Origin of the sequence: Mycobacterium sp., assembly GCF_032162105.1 — a bacterium.
Classification (GTDB): Bacteria; Actinomycetota; Actinomycetes; order Mycobacteriales; family Mycobacteriaceae; genus Mycobacterium.
Map to the genome: position 1 here is coordinate 1 of NZ_JAVRPS010000449.1, position 15,082 is coordinate 15,082.

Here is a 15,082-nt window from a genome sequence, read left to right on the forward strand (position 1 = left end):
GGCCGATCACCGCCGTCAGCGTGCCAGGCCGCGCGGAGAGCGAAACGCGGTCCAGTAGCGTGACGGCGCCCTCGACCGTCAGGCTGACGCCGCGTACCTCGAGGCCACCGGTCTTGGTGGCGGGTTCGGCGCGGCGGACGAGATCGCCTCCTGCATAGACGAAGTCGACGTTGCCGATCGTGACGACGTCGTCCTCCTCAAGCACCGCGTCCTTGACGGGTTCGCCGTTGACGAAGGTGCCATTGGCGCTGGCGGCGTCCTGTATCCGCACGCCCTGCGGCGTCGGCACCAACGTTGCGTGGTGGCCGGAGGCCAGGACGTCTGGAATGACGACGTCGTTGTCGAACGCGCGGCCGATGCGCGTCAACACGCGGGTTTCGGGTTCGTCCTGCCGTTGCAGCAGCGACGTCGGCTGATCGTCCGGCCGCGGGACAGGTCCGAGTTCGAACGTCAGCCGCGGACCGTCGGGGTTGCCGATGTGGATGTTCACCCCGTCGCGAATGTCCACCGAACGCACCCGCTGGTGTCCGACGAACATCCCGTTGAAGCTTTGGTTGTCGATCGCGACCCAGTGCCCGTCGAGGTAGCGCAGCACGACGTGGGATCGGGAGACCCCAGGGTGCGGGATGCGCACGTCGGCACGGACATCGCGCCCGATGACCACGTCGCGGCCCGGCGCGAACGTGCGCTGCCATCCACCGGAGCCAACGGTGATCGTGGGCGGCAGCGGCCGGCTCATCTCGACAACCATATCGGTTGGTGACACCAGATCGTGCTCAAGAAACGAGTGCATATCGGTCCACGCTCTCCGGAAGGCGGTTGTCCCGCAAGGCCATTACCTGCGCCCGCAGCTGCGGTGCCGAGGTGCTGGCCGGGTCGACGGGATCGCCGATGTGGACCTGCATCGGGGCGGGGGAGTAGCGACCGTCCTTTGGCAGCACATCGGCGGTACCGAGGACTGCGACGGGAACGATCGGCACCCCGCAGTCACGCGCCAACCGCAAGGCGCCGGAACGGAATTCGCCGATGGTTCCGTTCGTCGAGCGGGTCCCCTCCGGGTAGACGACCACGGTGCGGCCGGCCTTCAGCGCCGGGCGGACCGCGGCGAGCAGTGCAGCGTAGCCGCCGTCGCCCGACCGCCGCACCGGCAGGATGCCGGCCAGCGAGGTGGCCACGAAACGGCGCACTGGAACGTCGAACCAGTAGTCGGCCGCCGCGCCGAACACCGGCTGCGCCGAGGGTGGGAGCGCCGCCAGCAGCGCCGCGGTGTCGGCATGCGAGGCATGGTTGGCCACGACGATGCAGCCACCCGAGACGCGCCACCGGCCGGTCACGGTCAGCCCACCAGAGACTGCGCACACCACCCGCCACAGCCGATGCCGCAGCACACTCGCGATTCGGGTCGTGGTCATGCTGCCACCCCGATCATCGGCCGGGTCACGGCATTCAGGGGTTGTGTCACGGCGTCGAAGTACTCGACCACGACGACTCGCTGCGGCTCGCGCTGCGTGTCGTGTTTGTGCGCCGCCAACTCGCGACGCGCGGCGCGCAGCCGTAGCACGGTGGTGATCAGCGAACCGTTCACCAGCTGCGTCAGGACGATCGGCATGATGACCGGGAATGCCGTCGCCAGCGCGATGAAGAGGCACCGTTCGGTCTTGCCCAGTGGGCCGCCATTGCGTCGCGTCGCGCCTGCGGCCGCGGCGGCCAGCGAGGCGAACGTGGGCAGCGTCGCGGCCAGCGCGGCCAGCAGAACCTGGAGCACCGGCCAGGACAGCCAATGCGTCCCGGGGCCATGCAGCCGAGCCGCGAATACGGCCAGCCCGGCGAAGGTCAGCATGTCCGAGATGCGGTCGCCGATTTCGTTGAGGACGAAGCCCCACGGCCTACTCACACCGCGGGCGCGGGCGACTGCGCCGTCGAGGTTGGCGCCTGCCAGCCGCAGCACGAGGAACAGCACCGCCAGCGGCCAGATCCCGAAGGCGATGGCCGCTCCGGCCGCTCCGGCCGCCACGACCCCGGCCGCGGTGAACACGTCCGGTGACACGTTCCGTGTCACGGCGACGTTGACGATCGGCGTCAGTCGGCCGGTGAACCACGGCTTCAGCGCGTAGAGGCCATTCATCTGCGCGCGCATGGGGGTTGTCGGGAGGGAAGACTCGAGAGTCGCGACGGTGTTGTTCATGATTGGCTCCTTTCGTGCTGTAGGCCCTTGGTGGCCGGTCACGAAAAGATTGCAGCGGAGCGCTTGGCGGATTCTTGGGGGAGCTCGTCGGCCGGATGGACCGGCCTGAATCCCCATGATTCGGCGGCGTGATGCCATCGACGCGGCGCGCTGTTGCCACAGCTCACAGCGGCTAGCACGCCGGTTCGAGTGGTGGTGCCGAGGTCGTCGGGTTCACCGACGTCGTAGCGGCCTCCCGGGGCCGATGACGATGGCGGCTATACGCCGAGCGCAGGTCCGATCGTCGTGTTCCAGGATTCCTGCATCTCCGACTCGAAGAGGCCCCACGAGTGGGAGCCCTGGGGCCGCACGACGTAGGTGACCGGCACTCCGGCAGCCGCTGCGGCATCGGCGAACTGCCTGGTGCTGTCGGCGACGATCCCCTCGATGAAGCCGCCGGTGAAGTTGTTGGCGCCGGGGGGCAGCTTGTCGACGTCGCCCTGGCCGCCGCCGGAGGCACCGACCCAGACGGCGACCCCCTTGAGCCTCGCGACGTTCAACGACGGGTCGTGTTGCACCCACAACGGGCCGCCTGGCGGACCCCACATGTCGGCGGCGTTTGCGCCGCCACCGCTGAGCGTCAGCGATACGTTCTGGGCGCCAGAGTTCGGGGTCAGGAAACCGCTGTAGGAGCCGACGGCCCGATAGAGCCCCGGCGCCTGAATGGCGTAATCGACGGCGGTGCCGCCCGTGCTCGACAAGCCGCCGACCGCGTTCCTGCCATTGGTCTTGTACTGCGCATTGATCAGCGGCGGCAATTCTTGCGTCATGTAGGTCTGGTACTGCCTGCTCGCGTCGTTGACCCAGTTGGTGAACCAGCTGAACTGGCCACCGAGGGGCGAGACGACGTTGACGTTCTTGTTGCCGAAGAAGCCCTGCAGGTCGGTGAACCCAAACCAGCTCTTGGTGCCCGGCGCGAAGTTCCCACCCGGGTCGAGGTTGTCGCCGCCGTCGATGCCGGGCAGCAGATAGAACGTGGGCGCACCCGACCTGGGGGCCTTGAAGACGTCGTTGACGACGACCTTGTTCATCGACGGCGAGAACACCGAGACCTTGTCCCAACGGTCGTTGACGTGTTCGATGCCGGTGATGCTTGCGCCGCCCGGTGGGTCGGCGGCAGCGACCGGAATCGCGAGCAATGGAACCACCGCAATCAACGCAACGGCAAGGACGCGGAGACGACGCACCAGTCGGGTCACCGGCTGATTATGCGGTCCAGGTCACATCTCGGCAACCTTCTTGGCTCGCAAGGCCGTACGTGTCTTTCTGTAAAGGCGCCCACGTGCGGCTAGCGCGGACGGAATCAAGATTTCCACCCACACCACGGTCACGGTTGGCGTATTCTTTCTGGCCGCGTTCGACCAACACCGCGAAGCATCCGGCGCTAATCGCCTGTGCGCGTGAATGTTTCGTCGTACTCCAGGTTCACCGCGCAGGTCCCGGTCTGTACCCACGTACCGTGTCCGCTCAGCTGCTGGATCGGATCCTGCGGTGGTTGCGGCAGCGGAAACTGCGCGTCGGCCGTCAGAGTCGACAGGTCACCGTTCGGGCATGGACCTTCTGTTCGATCGGTCGAGATCCATTTCCCGCCGTCGAACACCAGTGGGATGTCACCGGATACGACGGAGAAGTAGCTCATGCACCGATCCCCGGTGCGCAGACAGTCGGTAGTGACGGATGAATCTGCCTCCAGTAGCGGGAGCCCCTTCATCGTGAAGGTCCGGGTGAGGTGGTACCGGCCACGTAGCGCTTCGGCCGGCGACACCACTCGCGGCGGTAGGTCGGCAGCGTCGGACGGGGTGTAGAAATCGGCGTCGACGTCGACATCTCCTGTGTGGGTGAAGGTCACGGTCCGCTTTTCCGCGCATAGATTGCTGGTGGTCCTGGTGTGTTCGCCGGTGAGGGTGCCGTCGGGACGTGGTTGCAGCCTGAACACCTGCCAGGTCTCGGCGGGACCACCCTTGCATTGCCCCGGTGCGACTTCTACCGACAACCACTGGTCGCCGACTTCGCCGAACACCATCGTCGACGCGAATGCCGTGTCCCCCTTCATCTTCGACGCAGTCGCCACACACCCAGCGGAGTTGCACACCGAGCGGACGGCGTACGTGCCGATCGAGGGTGCCGTGCCGGGAGTGGTCGCGCCGTCGAGCCCCGTCGCCGGACCGAACTCGGCCCGATAGATCCCGGTGAAGGGACCCGTGTTGGGTGCCGGGGCAGCGGTACTGGGCGACGCCACAGCGGTATTGGACGACCGATCCGTCGCGCTCGGATCGTCGTGCCGCGAGAGCTGCCCGGCGGCGAAGACCCCACCAGCGATCAGCAGCGCGACACCCACGACCGCGCCGATCAGGACGCTCCGACGCCGCCCCGACCCATTCCCCACCGGAGGTCCCGGTGGCGAAGGCGGCAGCGGGAGTGCACCGACGTGCGCGGGTGCGGTCGGTGCGTCGCTGCTGGATTGCCATGGCTGGGTGTGGGCGGGATCGGGCGAGAACGGTGCTCCAGGACCGAGCTGGTTCGGGAGCGCGGGTGGAATCGGATTCGCCGGCGCAGCGATGGCCCGTTGCGCCGCGACGGCGAGATCGACGGTGCTGGCGTGGCGGTCGGTGGGTTGTTTGGCCAGGCCGGTGGCGATCACCTCATCCATCGCCATCGGAACCGTGTCGCGGTCCTGCGACGGTCTCGGCGGCGGCGCGACCATGTGGCCCACCGCGACCTGCTCGAGGGTGTCGCCCGGGAACGGCACCTTGCCGGTCAGGCATTGAAAGAGCACACACGCCAAGGCGTAGATGTCGGAGCTCGGATGAATCTCCCCCGACTTGAACCGCTCGGGCGCCATGTACGCCCACGTACCGATGGTGGTGTTCGCGGACGTCAGCGCGGTGTCACCGGTGGCGCGGGCGATGCCGAAGTCGATGAGGTATGCGAAGTCGCCGTCGGCCAGCAGGATGTTGGTCGGTTTGACGTCGCGGTGCACCAGGCCGACCTGGTGGGCGCTGTGCAGGGCGGAGGCGATCTGCTCGATGATGTGCACCGCGCGTGCGGGCGGCAGCGGGCCGTCAGCGAGCAGGGTTTGGAGGTCTTGGCCCTTGATCAGTCGCATCGTCACGTAGAGGCGCCCGTCGATCTCCCCGATGTCGTAGATCGGCACGATGTGGGGATCGTCGAGACGTGCCGCTGCACGTGCTTCGCGGCGAAAGCGCCTATCGAACTCCGGATCCTGGGCGAAGTGCGGTAGCAGCGTCTTCAAGGCCACCACCCGGTCGATCGCGGTGTCGTGAGCCCGCCACACCTCGCCCATGCCGCCACGACCCAGCAACTCGATCAGCTGGTAGCGGCCGAATGACGTCCCCTCCACCGACTCACGATAACGACCAATCGCAGTGTCCGTGGGCGTGATCGGTGCGATACGTGGTCCGGTCGTGAGGACCGACGCGGACGACCTGGAACGCCCTTGGTCGCTAATCGCCTGTGCGCGTGATGGTTTCGTCGAATACAGCGCTGCCCGCGCATGCTCCAGTCTGATCCTGGCGGCCGTGCCCGGTGAGTAGCGTGATCGGATTCTGCAGTGGTTGCGGCAGCGGAAACTGTCCGGACTTCCTGACGTGCATCTGGCCGCCCCGAGGACAGTTCGTACTGTCGGTCTCGGTGAGCAGGCTCCAGTTGGCGTCGACGAAGACCAGCGGTTCCACCTCACCTGCTTGCCCATGCAAGAAGCTCATGCACCGATCGCCGGTGCGTAGACAGTCGGTACGGACTTGGTAGTCCGTCTGAGGTCGTTGGCCCACCGTCGAGAAGGTACGCGACTGGTGGTACCGGCCGTGGAACGCTTCGGCAGGCGACACCACCCGTGGCGGCAGGGTGACCGGGTCGGGGGGGCTGTCGACGTCCACGTCTCCGGTGCGGGTGAAGGTGACGGTGCGTTTGCCGACGCAGTCATTGCTGGTAGTCGTGGTGTACTCACCGGTGAGGGTGCCGCCGGGAGTTGGCCGCAACGTGAGCACCTCCCAGGATTCGGCGGTGGGGTCGGTCTTGCAGGGCACTGAGGTAAAGCCGACCACGAACCACTGGTCGCCGATTTCGTCGAACACCATCGGCGACGCGAACGCGGTTGTACCGCTGAGGCGTGACGCGGTGGCCACGCACCCCGTTGGGCGGCACGCCGAGCGGACGGCGTACGAGTCCGTTGGCCGTGCCGTATCCGGACCTGGCTCGTCGTTGAGGTGGGTGATCGGGCCGTAGTTGGCCCGGTAGATTCCGGTGAACGGACCCGTGTTGGGCGTCGTACTGGGCGCCACGGGGTTTGGACTCGGCGACGCGGTGGGGGCCTGATCGCGCTTCTCTGAGTACTTCACGGCCGCGAAGACGCCACCGGCGATCAGCACCGCGACGACCGCGAGGGCCGCGACCAGCGCACCGGTGCGTCGCCGGTTCTCGTCGGGCGGCGGCGGGTCCGCGGTGAAGGAGGGGGACGCAGGCGGTGATCCGCTGTTGGCTTGCCACGCTTGGGCAAAGGCCGGGTCGGGCGAGGCCGGCAGCCCTGGACTGCTCTGACCCATCGGCTCGGTGATGGCGTGTCGCGCCGCGGCGGCCATCTGCACGGTGCTCGGGTAGCGGTCGGTGGGTTGTTTGGCCAACCCGGTGGCGATCACATGATCCATCGCCGTCGGGACGGTTGCGCGGTCCTCCGAGGGTTTGGGAGGGGGCATGACCATGTGGCTGACCGCGACCTGCTCGAGGGTGTCGCCGGGGAAGGGCAGTTCGCCGGTGAGGCATTGGTAGAGCACACACGCTAAGGCGTAGACATCCGAGCTGGGCTGAATCTCCCCGGCATTGAAGCGTTCTGGGGCCATGTAGGCCCAGGTGCCGATGGTGGTGTTGGCGGACGTCAGCGCGGTGTCACCGGTGGCGCGGGCGATGCCGAAGTCGATGAGGTAGGCGAAGTCGTTGTTGGTCAGGAGGATGTTGGACGGTTTGACGTCGCGGTGCACCAGGCCGATCTGATGGGCGCTGTGCAGTGCGGAGGCGATCTGCTCGATGATGTGCACCGCGCGTCCGAGGTCCAACGGCCCGGCGTCCAACAAGGTTTGCAAGTCCACGCCGTTGATCAGCCGCATCGTCACGTAGAGCTGACCGTCGATCTCTCCGACGTCGTAGATCGGCACCACGTGGGGATTGTCCAGGCGTGCGGCGGCGCGGGCTTCGCGGCGGAACCGCTGGTCGAACTCCGGGTCTTGAGCGAAGTGCGGTAAGAGCATCTTCAGCGCGACGGTCCGGTCGATGGAGGTGTCGTGGGCGCGCCACACCTCGCCCATCCCGCCGCGGCCCAGCAACTCGATCAGCCGGTAGCGGCCAAATGGCGTCCCCTCCACCGACTCACGATAAACCAGCCAGCCGTTGCGCCCGTGGGAAAACTGGGCAACGGCTACGCCGAGGAGTCATCCGACGGTCACCTCGTCGCCGACGCGGATCGTCCCAGGAGAACCGACGACCGCATACACCCCAACGCACGGATACAGCCCTTGCCCGGCGATGTCGCGACGGTTGTGGGTGGCGGCCGCCTTCAGGATGTTGGCGTCGCGCGGCAGATCGTCCTGGGCAAGGTTCGTCATCACGCAAGGCGGACATGGCAGGGCGGCGTGCAACTGCACCTGGTCGCCGACGGTGACCGATTTTCCGACCCAGTCGTTTTCGACGAATCCTGACTCGGGAGTCGCGACGATCACATTCATCCGGAAGCGCCGCTGATCGAATCGGCTGCCCGGCGCCAGTTCAGCCAGATGAGTGAGCGTCGCCGTGGTCAGGATGGACACTGGCATCAGGTCGAAGAACGTCCCGTCGGCGACCAAGGGGGACAGACCGTGGTCTCTGAACAACGCGGCACCGGTCTTGATCTGGGTCAGGTCGTCGCGATGGCCGTCGGGGCGCACATTCGCCAGATCCGGTACGTACTCCTCGATCGCATAGTCGGTATTCCGCGGACGGCTCAACGCGACATCTCGGTCGAAGTACGCCGAGATCACGGTGTCGGCATCGGATTCTTCGCGCTAACGAGCTTGCCGGTCTCCTTGTCGATCAGCGCATAACCATGGTCACCGACAATTCCCAGTTCGGTGACCTCGGCGGCGGCGACCATCTCACCGGCCATGGACTTGACCGGGAACCGCCACAGCGCCTCGACCGTCATCATTCGGCGGTCACGGCAGCGGGCACGAACACCGTGAGGAGCGCACGAAGACCGGCGGCAAGCTGGCGGCGGTCATCGTCGCCGCGAGGCCATGCAAACCGTTGCAGGGCAAAGCCGTCAGCGAGTGCGACGAGCGAGCGGGCACCGATGTCGGGGTCTGGCGCGCCCACGTCACGTAGCAGCGCTTGGGCTGCTTGCTCGAAGCCCGCCATCAAGTCGTGGGCGATCGCTTGCAGCTCGGGCATGTGCCCGCACTGCACATAGATCTCGAACTCCGCGGCACGAAACGTCGCGGGCACGTCGATCAGCAGGTCCACGTACCGGTCGATCATCTCTGCGGGACTCAAACCCGCGGCGGCGATCTCGGACCGGGCCTGCTCGAGTGACGCGATCAGCCGTGTCGCGGACATTCGCATCGCCTCGGCGATGAGTTCATCGATCGACCCGAAGAAGTAGCTGGTCGTCGATAACGGGACCTTCGCCTTTTCGGCGATGGCTCTATGCGTAGCGCCGCGCACGCCTCTCGTCGCGATCACCTCCACTGCAGCTTCCAGGAGCGCGTTGCGTCGCGCCTCACCGGCGGCGCGGTGGGTGGATGGACGTATCGACACATCAAGATACTAGCGCAAACTCTGGACAAATGTCCGAACTTAGGAATCCACCGGGGAGATCGTTTCGTGCCTCGAACAACCGAGAAGCTGCCCAAAGACGCGGATCCCATCACGACCTGGCTGTCGGGACGCCGGACGGCTTCGGCGAATCTGCTGAAACCCGAAGAGGTCGAGGGTTTTCGGCATGCGCAACAGCTGGGGTTTCGATGTGCCCAGTCCGTCGTAGCCGAGATGAGACCAGGATGGACCGAGGCGCAAGCGGGCCAGTGGATGATCGAGTGGCTGTACGACCACGACGTAAAGACGATGTTGCACAAGCCGATTGCCGTATTCCACGAGCGATCGCAAGCACTGGACGGTCAGTGGGGGCCGGTCACCAAGGGGACAGGTGCGGTGTTGCGGGACGACGATGTCGTCATCCTGGACTGCGCCCCGATCGTGGATGGGTACGCGTCTACCACCACGGCCGGATCAACGATCGGGTCCCGTGGTTCCTGCCCGAGAAGGCGGTCGGCGACGTGTTGAGCTGGCACGGCCTAGGCTTCCTCGGCAACCAGCTCCGGCGCCTCGTCTTCCCCGAGGTGCTCGGACCGAAGCACCGTGGTCCCAAGACGGGAATCTGGGCGGTCGAGCCGCACGTGCGCGCTGACGGTTTCGGGGCCAAGTTCGAGGAACTGCTGGTCGTCGACGAGGACAGGGCGTACTGGCTCGACGACATCAGCCAGAAGCGCATCACCATCAGCCGATGACGAGGAGTCGCATGACCTACCTGGCGAACACGATCGGCAACCCACTGCAGGGCGCCATCTTCGAACGCGTCCTGAAACTCGCACCACCGCTGACTCGGAAGGTCAACGTAACCAAGAACATCCGTGTACCGATGCCCGACGGCGTGGAACTCGTTGCCGACTTGTACCAGCCGGTCGGCATTCCGGTGATCGGGACGGTCATATCCCGCACCCCCTACGGCCGGGTCGGGATGCTCAGCCGCGCCACCGGAGTCCCGTTCGCCGAGCGCGGATTCAACGTGTTCATCCAATCCGTCCGCGGCACGCACGGCGGATCGGGCGGGAGGTGGGAGCCGTTCGTCAACGAAGAGAAGGACGGGCGCCCTTCGAGGTGATCGGACCGGTCTCCGCCACGATCAAAGTCCGCTCCCGATGAGGACGACGTTCGCGAGGTGCTCGTCCGGATGTGGCCCACCGCTTACCGATTCGGGCCGGGGCATCGGTTGCGCGTGCAGGTGTGCGGCGGCTCGTTCCCGCACTTCGCGCGCAACACCGGCAGCGGTGAACCCCTTGGCGAGGCGACCACCTTCGTGCCGGTGGATTTCGAGATCCTGGCCGGTTCGAGTCTGACGCTCGCCGCAACGCCGGTCGATGGAGAAAGGGGCTGACGGTCAAATCGCGGGTGTGCGGTGCGCCCAGGGATTTGCCTGCTCGAGCTGGCTGGCGACGCGAAACAGGACGTCTTCGCGACCGTAGGCGGCGACGAGCTGCACGCCGATCGGCAAGCCCCCGGCAGTCCACTCCAGCGGCAGGCTGATGGCCGGCTGGCCGCTGGTGTTGAACGGGGGAGTGAACGCCACGAACTGGCCGGCACGCGCCATCGCCGACTTCGGGTTGTCCGGGTCGTTGACGATGGTGCCGAGCTTGAGCGGCAGCTCGGCGATGGTCGGCGTGAGGAGGAGGTCCCAGCCGTCGTGCCACCACGACTGCAGCGTTCGTCGGTACTGGGTGACCTCCGACAGGGCGAGCGCGTAGTCGACGGAGGTGAAGTTGGCAGCGAAGTCGGCCTGGATCCGGTTCATCGGCTCGAACTCGCGATCCACCAACGTGCGGCCCAACTGATCCTCGAAGCGGCGCAATGCCAGCCCCATGTTGGTGCTCCATAGCGCCATGAACTTCGCGCTGAAGGTCTTGTCCTCCAACGCCGTCGGCCAAGCCGGCTCGACGTGGTGGCCCAACGACTCGAGAAGCCGGCCGACGGCACGCGTCGCATCCACGACTTCGACGTCGATCGGTCCGTCCTGTGGATGGTGATCGAGGATGCCGATGCGCAGCCGGCCCGGGTCAGCGCCGAGCTCGTCGACGTACGGGCGTGTGGGCGGCGGCGCGATCACGGTGTCGCCGATGCCGGGCCCACGCGTCGCGTCGAGCAATGCGGCCGAATCGCGAACCGTGCGGCTGACGCAGTGCTCAACCCCGAGCCCGGTTTCGTCGCGGACCGGGCCGACGGTGATGCGCCCCTGGCTCGGCTTGAGCCCGACCAGGCCGCAGCACGACGCGGGGATGCGAATCGATCCGCCGCCGTCACTGGCGTGGGCGAACGGCACCATCCCCGACGCGACCGCGGCGGCCGCACCGCCGCTCGATCCACCGGGGGAGCGCGTCGTGTCCCACGGGTTGTGGGTCGCGCCCCACGCGATCGGCTCGGTGGTCGGCACGCTGCCGAGCTCGGGACTGTTGGTGCGCCCGGCGATCACCAGCCCGGCCGCACGGTGGCGGCTGACGAGGGTCGTGTCGGCGTCGGCGATGAACCCTGCTTCCTTGAATGCGACGTTGCCGTTGCTGATCCGCTGCCCCGCGTACGAGGCGAACAGGTCCTTGATCAGGAACGGCACCCCGCGGAACGGGCCGTTGGGAAGGTCGGCACTCGCGGCGGTCTCACGCGCGTGATCGAACCAGCGGATCACCACCGCGTTGATGGCCGGGTCGATGCGTTCGATGCGTTCGATCGCCGCCTCGAGCAGTTCACCGGGTGACACCTCACCCGACGCGACAAGGGCCGCCTGATCGGTCGCATCCATCCAACGGGTCTGATCGGCAAGTGTGCTCATGCCAGCCTGTCTAACAGACCCGCCAGGAGCGTGAAACGCAAGCATGTGATCCCGTCAGGCGTCGGTCCACGTGCGGCCGTCGTGCTCGGTGATCCGCTGGAAATCCAGGCCTGGGCGGTGGGCCATGCCGATGGCGACGCCGGTTCCGGCGACCTGTGCGAACAGTTCCTCACGGGTCTGCAGCGCGTGCTCGGCGTCGACGTCCGTCAGGAACGAGATGCCGGTGTCGGTCAGCTGCAACGCATGGTGCACGGCGTCGCCGAGGAGGTCTACCTCCTCACCGCCGGAGGCGACCCGGACTGCATAGTGACCCGGGGTGTGCCCTGGCGTGTGGAGCGCGGTGACGCCGGGAGCGATCTCGACGGTGGTCGCGTCGATGGCACGCAGCACGCCGGCAGCCTTGGCGGCCTCCATCCCGATGCGGGCCGGATCGTCGGCCGACGCCGGGGCGATAAGCGCATCCCAGTCCGCCGCGCCGTACACGACCTCCGCGTTCGGGAAGAACGGTGTGCCGCCCGGGGCGACCCAGCCGACATGGTCACCGTGGAGGTGGGTGAGGAAGACGGTGGTGACATCGTCGGGCGCGACGCCCGCCGAGGCCAGCTCTTCCGGCAGGCTGCCGCCCTCGGCGATGTATTCCGGTGGGGGAGTAAGACCGGCCGCGGCGGCGAGATCCGCGGGGAACGGAATGTCGACCGGTCCGATGCCTGCGTCGACCAGAATCGTGAAGGCATCGCCCTGGATCAGGAAACACCCGGCCGGAATGTCGTACAGCCCGTCGTTCTCGAGGAGCTCGGGGTGGGCGCCGAAGTCCAGTCCCGGGTACATCATCGGTGGTAGGCGACTCACACCGTCGTTGAGTGCGGTGATCCTGATGGCGCCGACGGTGATCGACGTGGTCATTTTGCGCTCTGGCCAAGCGGGTCCAGCTGGGCTTCGGTGGCGTCGTCGTGGTCGGTGGAGATGCTGAGTTCGCGCCATGACTGGTCTGATTCGAGGAGCGCCCGACCGGCCGCCGTGCCGTAGCGGTAGGCGTCGCTGCCGAGCAGCAGTCGCAGCGGTGGCTCTGCCATGGCGGCGACGTCGAGGACCACTCGAGCCACCTTCGCCGGGTCGCTCGCCTCGGTGGTGAGGCCGGCCCGGATCATCCGGGCCCGTTCGCCGACGGTGGGCTCATACGGCGCGCTGACTGTCGGGATCGCCATCGAGCTTCCAGCCCAATCCGTCCGCATGCCACCGGGTTCGAGGACGGTCACCTTGATCCCGAGCGGCGCGACTTCTTGGTTGAGGACGCTCGAGAAGCCGCCGACCGCCCACTTGGCCGACTGGTAGGCGCCGAGGCCGGCGCTCGCCAGACGCCCACCCACCGACGAGACCTGGATGATGTGGCCGGAGCCCTGCTCGCGCAGCTGTGGCAGTGCCGCCTTGGTGACGGTGACGACCCCGAAGAGATTCGTCTCGATCTGAGCCCGGAAGTCCTCGAGGGTGACGTCCTCGATCGCGGCGAGATCGGCGTATCCGGCGTTGTTCACCACGACGTCGAGGCGGCCGAACGCGTCCACGGCGGTGCGTACCGCGGCCTCGGCAGCGCGGGGGTCGGTGACGTCGAGTGCGACGGCGCGCACCCGGTCGCCGTACGTGTCGACGAGGTCGGCGAGTTGCTCGGACCGCCGAGCGGTCGCGACCACCTGGTGCCCGGCGGCCAACGCCGCTTCGACGATCTCCCTGCCGAGCCCGCGGGAGCTGCCGGTGACGAGAAATACCTGGGTCATGTAATCTCCTCCAATTGTCAACTGAACGGTTAGTTGCATTTAACGCCCGGCGTGGCGCGTTGTCAACTAGACGTTTAGTTGATTAAGGTGAACGAATGGTCAGAGACGCAGACGCGACCCGCAGGCGCTTGCTCGATGCCGCCGCAGAGGAATTCGCGACGTTCGGCATCGCCGGTGCGCGCGTCGACCGGATCGCCGTCGCGGCGGAATCGAACAAGGCGCAGATCTATCACTACTTCGGCAACAAGGACGGCTTGTTCGAAGCGGTGTTCCACGACCTCGTCGTGACGACGCTGCGCGACAGTCCGATCGACGCCACCGATCTACCGGAGTACGCCGGACGGTTGTTCGACGGCTATGTGGCGCGCCCGCAAGTGCAGCGGCTCGCCACGTGGTACCGGCTCGAGCGCGCGGGAACGCAGGATCCGATCGACATCATCGTCGAGTCGAATGCCGCGAAGGTGGAGGCCATCGAGAAGGCACAGGCAAATGGGACGCTGACGGACCGATGGTCGGCGGTCGATCTCCTCGGGTTGGTCCTGCACATTTCCGGATTGTGGTCAGGGATGACGCCGGAGTACGCGGCGTTGGTCGCAGACGAGGACCACGCGCACCGGCGTGCCGTCATCGCCGACGCGGTCCGGGCGCTGCTGGCGTAGCGAGTTCGACGCGCCCAGAAAGACTTTCGCGCCCACCGGCCGTAGCCGGTGGGCGCGAAGGTTCAGTTGGTCGAGCGTCCGATTACCCAGGCGGCGGGGGTACGGGTGGAACGACGCCCGGCGGCGGTGGTGGTGGAGCGGTGTCGGCCGGGTCCGGCAGGAACTGGACGAGCCCAGGCGGAACGTTGGTTCCCGGCGGCGGCGCGGTGCCCGGCAGAGGCTCGCCGAGCTGCTCCTGCGGCACCTGGCCGAGAAGTCCGCCCTTCAGGTCGCCGGCGCGGTACAGGTCGATGTACCGGCCGAGCCACTCCCTCCTGCTGACGTCGGCATTCTCCTGGCCGGGAGCGACGTCGAACTGTTCGCCCTTGCCTGGCGCGGCGGGCACTTCGTTGAGGGCCCCAGCGCCGTAGGCGTTGTTGAACACGTTCAGGTTCGGAGGTGTCCCGACAGCCCCCGGCAGCGAGGGAGCCGCGGTCTGGGCCAGAACGCTAGTGCCGTCTATGCCATAGACCGGAGGAGCCCCGAGATTGCCTGGGCCTGCGGAAGGAACCCCGTTCTGGGCCAGCACGTCGAACCCGGCCGGACCCACCGGTGCGCCGATTATCGGAATCGTCGGACCGGGAGGTGGTGGGGGTGGTGCGGGATCCGCGGGATCCGCGGGAAGCGGTAGCGGATCTGGCGGCGGGTCGGCAACGGCGGTCGCCGGGAAGGCGACCGCCGCTCCGACAGCGAGCAAGCCGAATGCCGCGGCCGCGATGCGATTTCGGTCAATCATGGCCAATTGTCC

At 67.1% G+C, this 15,082-nt stretch carries 18 protein-coding genes; 5 read left to right on the forward strand and 13 right to left on the reverse strand.

The window, feature by feature from the left end; genetic code table 11:
- From QOC69_RS23010 to QOC69_RS23050, 9 genes are all read right to left on the reverse strand, one after another.
- The coding region (locus tag QOC69_RS23010; RefSeq protein WP_526443921.1) for an FHA domain-containing protein at positions 1-739 on the reverse strand (739 nt) is incomplete at its 3' end.
- A gap of 37 nt (positions 740-776) precedes the next feature.
- Positions 777-1,412 (reverse strand): lysophospholipid acyltransferase family protein, encoded by a 636-nt coding sequence (locus QOC69_RS23015; RefSeq protein ID WP_526443923.1) that lies wholly within the window; start codon positions 1,410-1,412, stop codon positions 777-779.
- Entirely contained in the window at positions 1,409-2,185 is a 777-nt protein-coding gene (locus tag QOC69_RS23020) for a CDP-alcohol phosphatidyltransferase family protein (RefSeq protein ID WP_526443925.1), read from the reverse strand. The genes QOC69_RS23015 and QOC69_RS23020 overlap by 4 nt, the downstream gene beginning before the upstream one ends.
- Before the next feature lie 257 nt (positions 2,186-2,442).
- Positions 2,443-3,423, reverse strand: a complete 981-nt coding sequence (locus QOC69_RS23025) for an alpha/beta hydrolase (RefSeq protein ID WP_526443927.1) — start codon at positions 3,421-3,423, stop codon at positions 2,443-2,445.
- Between the two features lie 185 nt (positions 3,424-3,608).
- Positions 3,609-5,585, reverse strand: coding sequence for a serine/threonine-protein kinase (locus tag QOC69_RS23030; protein WP_526443929.1), 1,977 nt, complete (start codon positions 5,583-5,585; stop codon positions 3,609-3,611).
- Between the two features lie 103 nt (positions 5,586-5,688).
- Positions 5,689-7,599, reverse strand: coding sequence for a serine/threonine-protein kinase (locus tag QOC69_RS23035; RefSeq protein ID WP_526443931.1), 1,911 nt, complete (start codon positions 7,597-7,599; stop codon positions 5,689-5,691).
- Positions 7,600-7,665: 66 nt separating this feature from the next.
- Positions 7,666-8,250, reverse strand: coding sequence for an MOSC domain-containing protein (locus tag QOC69_RS23040; RefSeq protein WP_526443933.1), 585 nt, complete (start codon positions 8,248-8,250; stop codon positions 7,666-7,668).
- Positions 8,247-8,417 carry an MOSC N-terminal beta barrel domain-containing protein gene (locus QOC69_RS23045; protein ID WP_526443935.1) on the reverse strand — a complete coding sequence of 57 codons (171 nt, stop codon included), beginning with the start codon at positions 8,415-8,417 and terminating at the stop codon, positions 8,247-8,249. Before QOC69_RS23045 ends, QOC69_RS23040 begins: the two co-directional genes overlap by 4 nt.
- The gene (locus tag QOC69_RS23050) at positions 8,414-9,025 is read right to left on the reverse strand and encodes a TetR/AcrR family transcriptional regulator (RefSeq protein WP_526443937.1); all 612 of its coding nucleotides are present in this window, start codon (positions 9,023-9,025) and stop codon (positions 8,414-8,416) included. The genes QOC69_RS23045 and QOC69_RS23050 overlap by 4 nt, the downstream gene beginning before the upstream one ends.
- Before the next feature lie 66 nt (positions 9,026-9,091).
- On the opposite strand from QOC69_RS23050, the gene QOC69_RS23055 reads away from it, so the two are divergent.
- The 4 genes from QOC69_RS23055 to QOC69_RS23070 are packed head-to-tail and all read left to right on the forward strand — an operon-like array spanning position 9,092 to position 10,421.
- Complete coding sequence (locus tag QOC69_RS23055; RefSeq protein WP_526443939.1) at positions 9,092-9,550, forward strand: M24 family metallopeptidase; 459 nt, start codon at positions 9,092-9,094, stop codon at positions 9,548-9,550.
- Positions 9,544-9,774, forward strand: coding sequence for a hypothetical protein (locus QOC69_RS23060; protein WP_526443941.1), 231 nt, complete (start codon positions 9,544-9,546; stop codon positions 9,772-9,774). The genes QOC69_RS23055 and QOC69_RS23060 overlap by 7 nt, the downstream gene beginning before the upstream one ends.
- Positions 9,771-10,148, forward strand: a complete 378-nt coding sequence (locus QOC69_RS23065; RefSeq protein ID WP_526443943.1) for a CocE/NonD family hydrolase — start codon at positions 9,771-9,773, stop codon at positions 10,146-10,148. Before QOC69_RS23060 ends, QOC69_RS23065 begins: the two co-directional genes overlap by 4 nt.
- A 57-nt stretch (positions 10,149-10,205) precedes the next feature.
- Positions 10,206-10,421, forward strand: a complete 216-nt coding sequence (locus QOC69_RS23070) for a CocE/NonD family hydrolase C-terminal non-catalytic domain-containing protein (RefSeq protein WP_526443945.1) — start codon at positions 10,206-10,208, stop codon at positions 10,419-10,421.
- A gap of 3 nt (positions 10,422-10,424) precedes the next feature.
- On the opposite strand, the gene QOC69_RS23075 is transcribed toward QOC69_RS23070, so the two are convergent.
- The 3 genes from QOC69_RS23075 to QOC69_RS23085 are packed head-to-tail and all read right to left on the reverse strand — an operon-like array spanning position 10,425 to position 13,636.
- Entirely contained in the window at positions 10,425-11,864 is a 1,440-nt protein-coding gene (locus QOC69_RS23075) for an amidase (protein ID WP_526443947.1), read from the reverse strand.
- A 54-nt stretch (positions 11,865-11,918) separates the two neighbouring features.
- A complete protein-coding gene (locus QOC69_RS23080; RefSeq protein WP_526443949.1) occupies positions 11,919-12,767 on the reverse strand; it encodes an MBL fold metallo-hydrolase in 849 nt (282 codons plus the stop codon).
- Positions 12,764-13,636 (reverse strand): SDR family oxidoreductase, encoded by an 873-nt coding sequence (locus QOC69_RS23085; protein WP_526443951.1) that lies wholly within the window; start codon positions 13,634-13,636, stop codon positions 12,764-12,766. Before QOC69_RS23085 ends, QOC69_RS23080 begins: the two co-directional genes overlap by 4 nt.
- A 95-nt stretch (positions 13,637-13,731) precedes the next feature.
- Between QOC69_RS23085 and QOC69_RS23090 the strand changes: the two genes are divergently transcribed.
- Entirely contained in the window at positions 13,732-14,295 is a 564-nt protein-coding gene (locus tag QOC69_RS23090; protein WP_526443953.1) for a TetR/AcrR family transcriptional regulator, read from the forward strand.
- Between the two features lie 82 nt (positions 14,296-14,377).
- Here QOC69_RS23090 and QOC69_RS23095 read toward each other — a convergent pair whose 3' ends face one another.
- Entirely contained in the window at positions 14,378-15,070 is a 693-nt protein-coding gene (locus QOC69_RS23095) for a hypothetical protein (RefSeq protein ID WP_526443955.1), read from the reverse strand.
- Positions 15,071-15,082 lie beyond the last annotated feature (12 nt).

What these genes read in the sequence shown, in the direction of transcription:
- QOC69_RS23015 (WP_526443923.1), bottom strand. Translation starts at nt 1,412, where the DNA reads ATGACCACGACCCGAATCGCGAGTGTGCTGCGGCATCGGCTGTGGCGG.
- QOC69_RS23020 (WP_526443925.1), bottom strand. Translation starts at nt 2,185, where the DNA reads ATGAACAACACCGTCGCGACTCTCGAGTCTTCCCTCCCGACAACCCCC.
- QOC69_RS23045 (WP_526443935.1), bottom strand. Translation starts at nt 8,417, where the DNA reads ATGATGACGGTCGAGGCGCTGTGGCGGTTCCCGGTCAAGTCCATGGCC.
- QOC69_RS23065 (WP_526443943.1), top strand. Translation starts at nt 9,771, where the DNA reads ATGACGAGGAGTCGCATGACCTACCTGGCGAACACGATCGGCAACCCA.
- QOC69_RS23075 (WP_526443947.1), bottom strand. Translation starts at nt 11,864, where the DNA reads ATGAGCACACTTGCCGATCAGACCCGTTGGATGGATGCGACCGATCAG.
- QOC69_RS23080 (WP_526443949.1), bottom strand. Translation starts at nt 12,767, where the DNA reads ATGACCACGTCGATCACCGTCGGCGCCATCAGGATCACCGCACTCAAC.
- QOC69_RS23085 (WP_526443951.1), bottom strand. Translation starts at nt 13,636, where the DNA reads ATGACCCAGGTATTTCTCGTCACCGGCAGCTCCCGCGGGCTCGGCAGG.
- QOC69_RS23090 (WP_526443953.1), top strand. Translation starts at nt 13,732, where the DNA reads ATGGTCAGAGACGCAGACGCGACCCGCAGGCGCTTGCTCGATGCCGCC.
- QOC69_RS23095 (WP_526443955.1), bottom strand. Translation starts at nt 15,070, where the DNA reads ATGATTGACCGAAATCGCATCGCGGCCGCGGCATTCGGCTTGCTCGCT.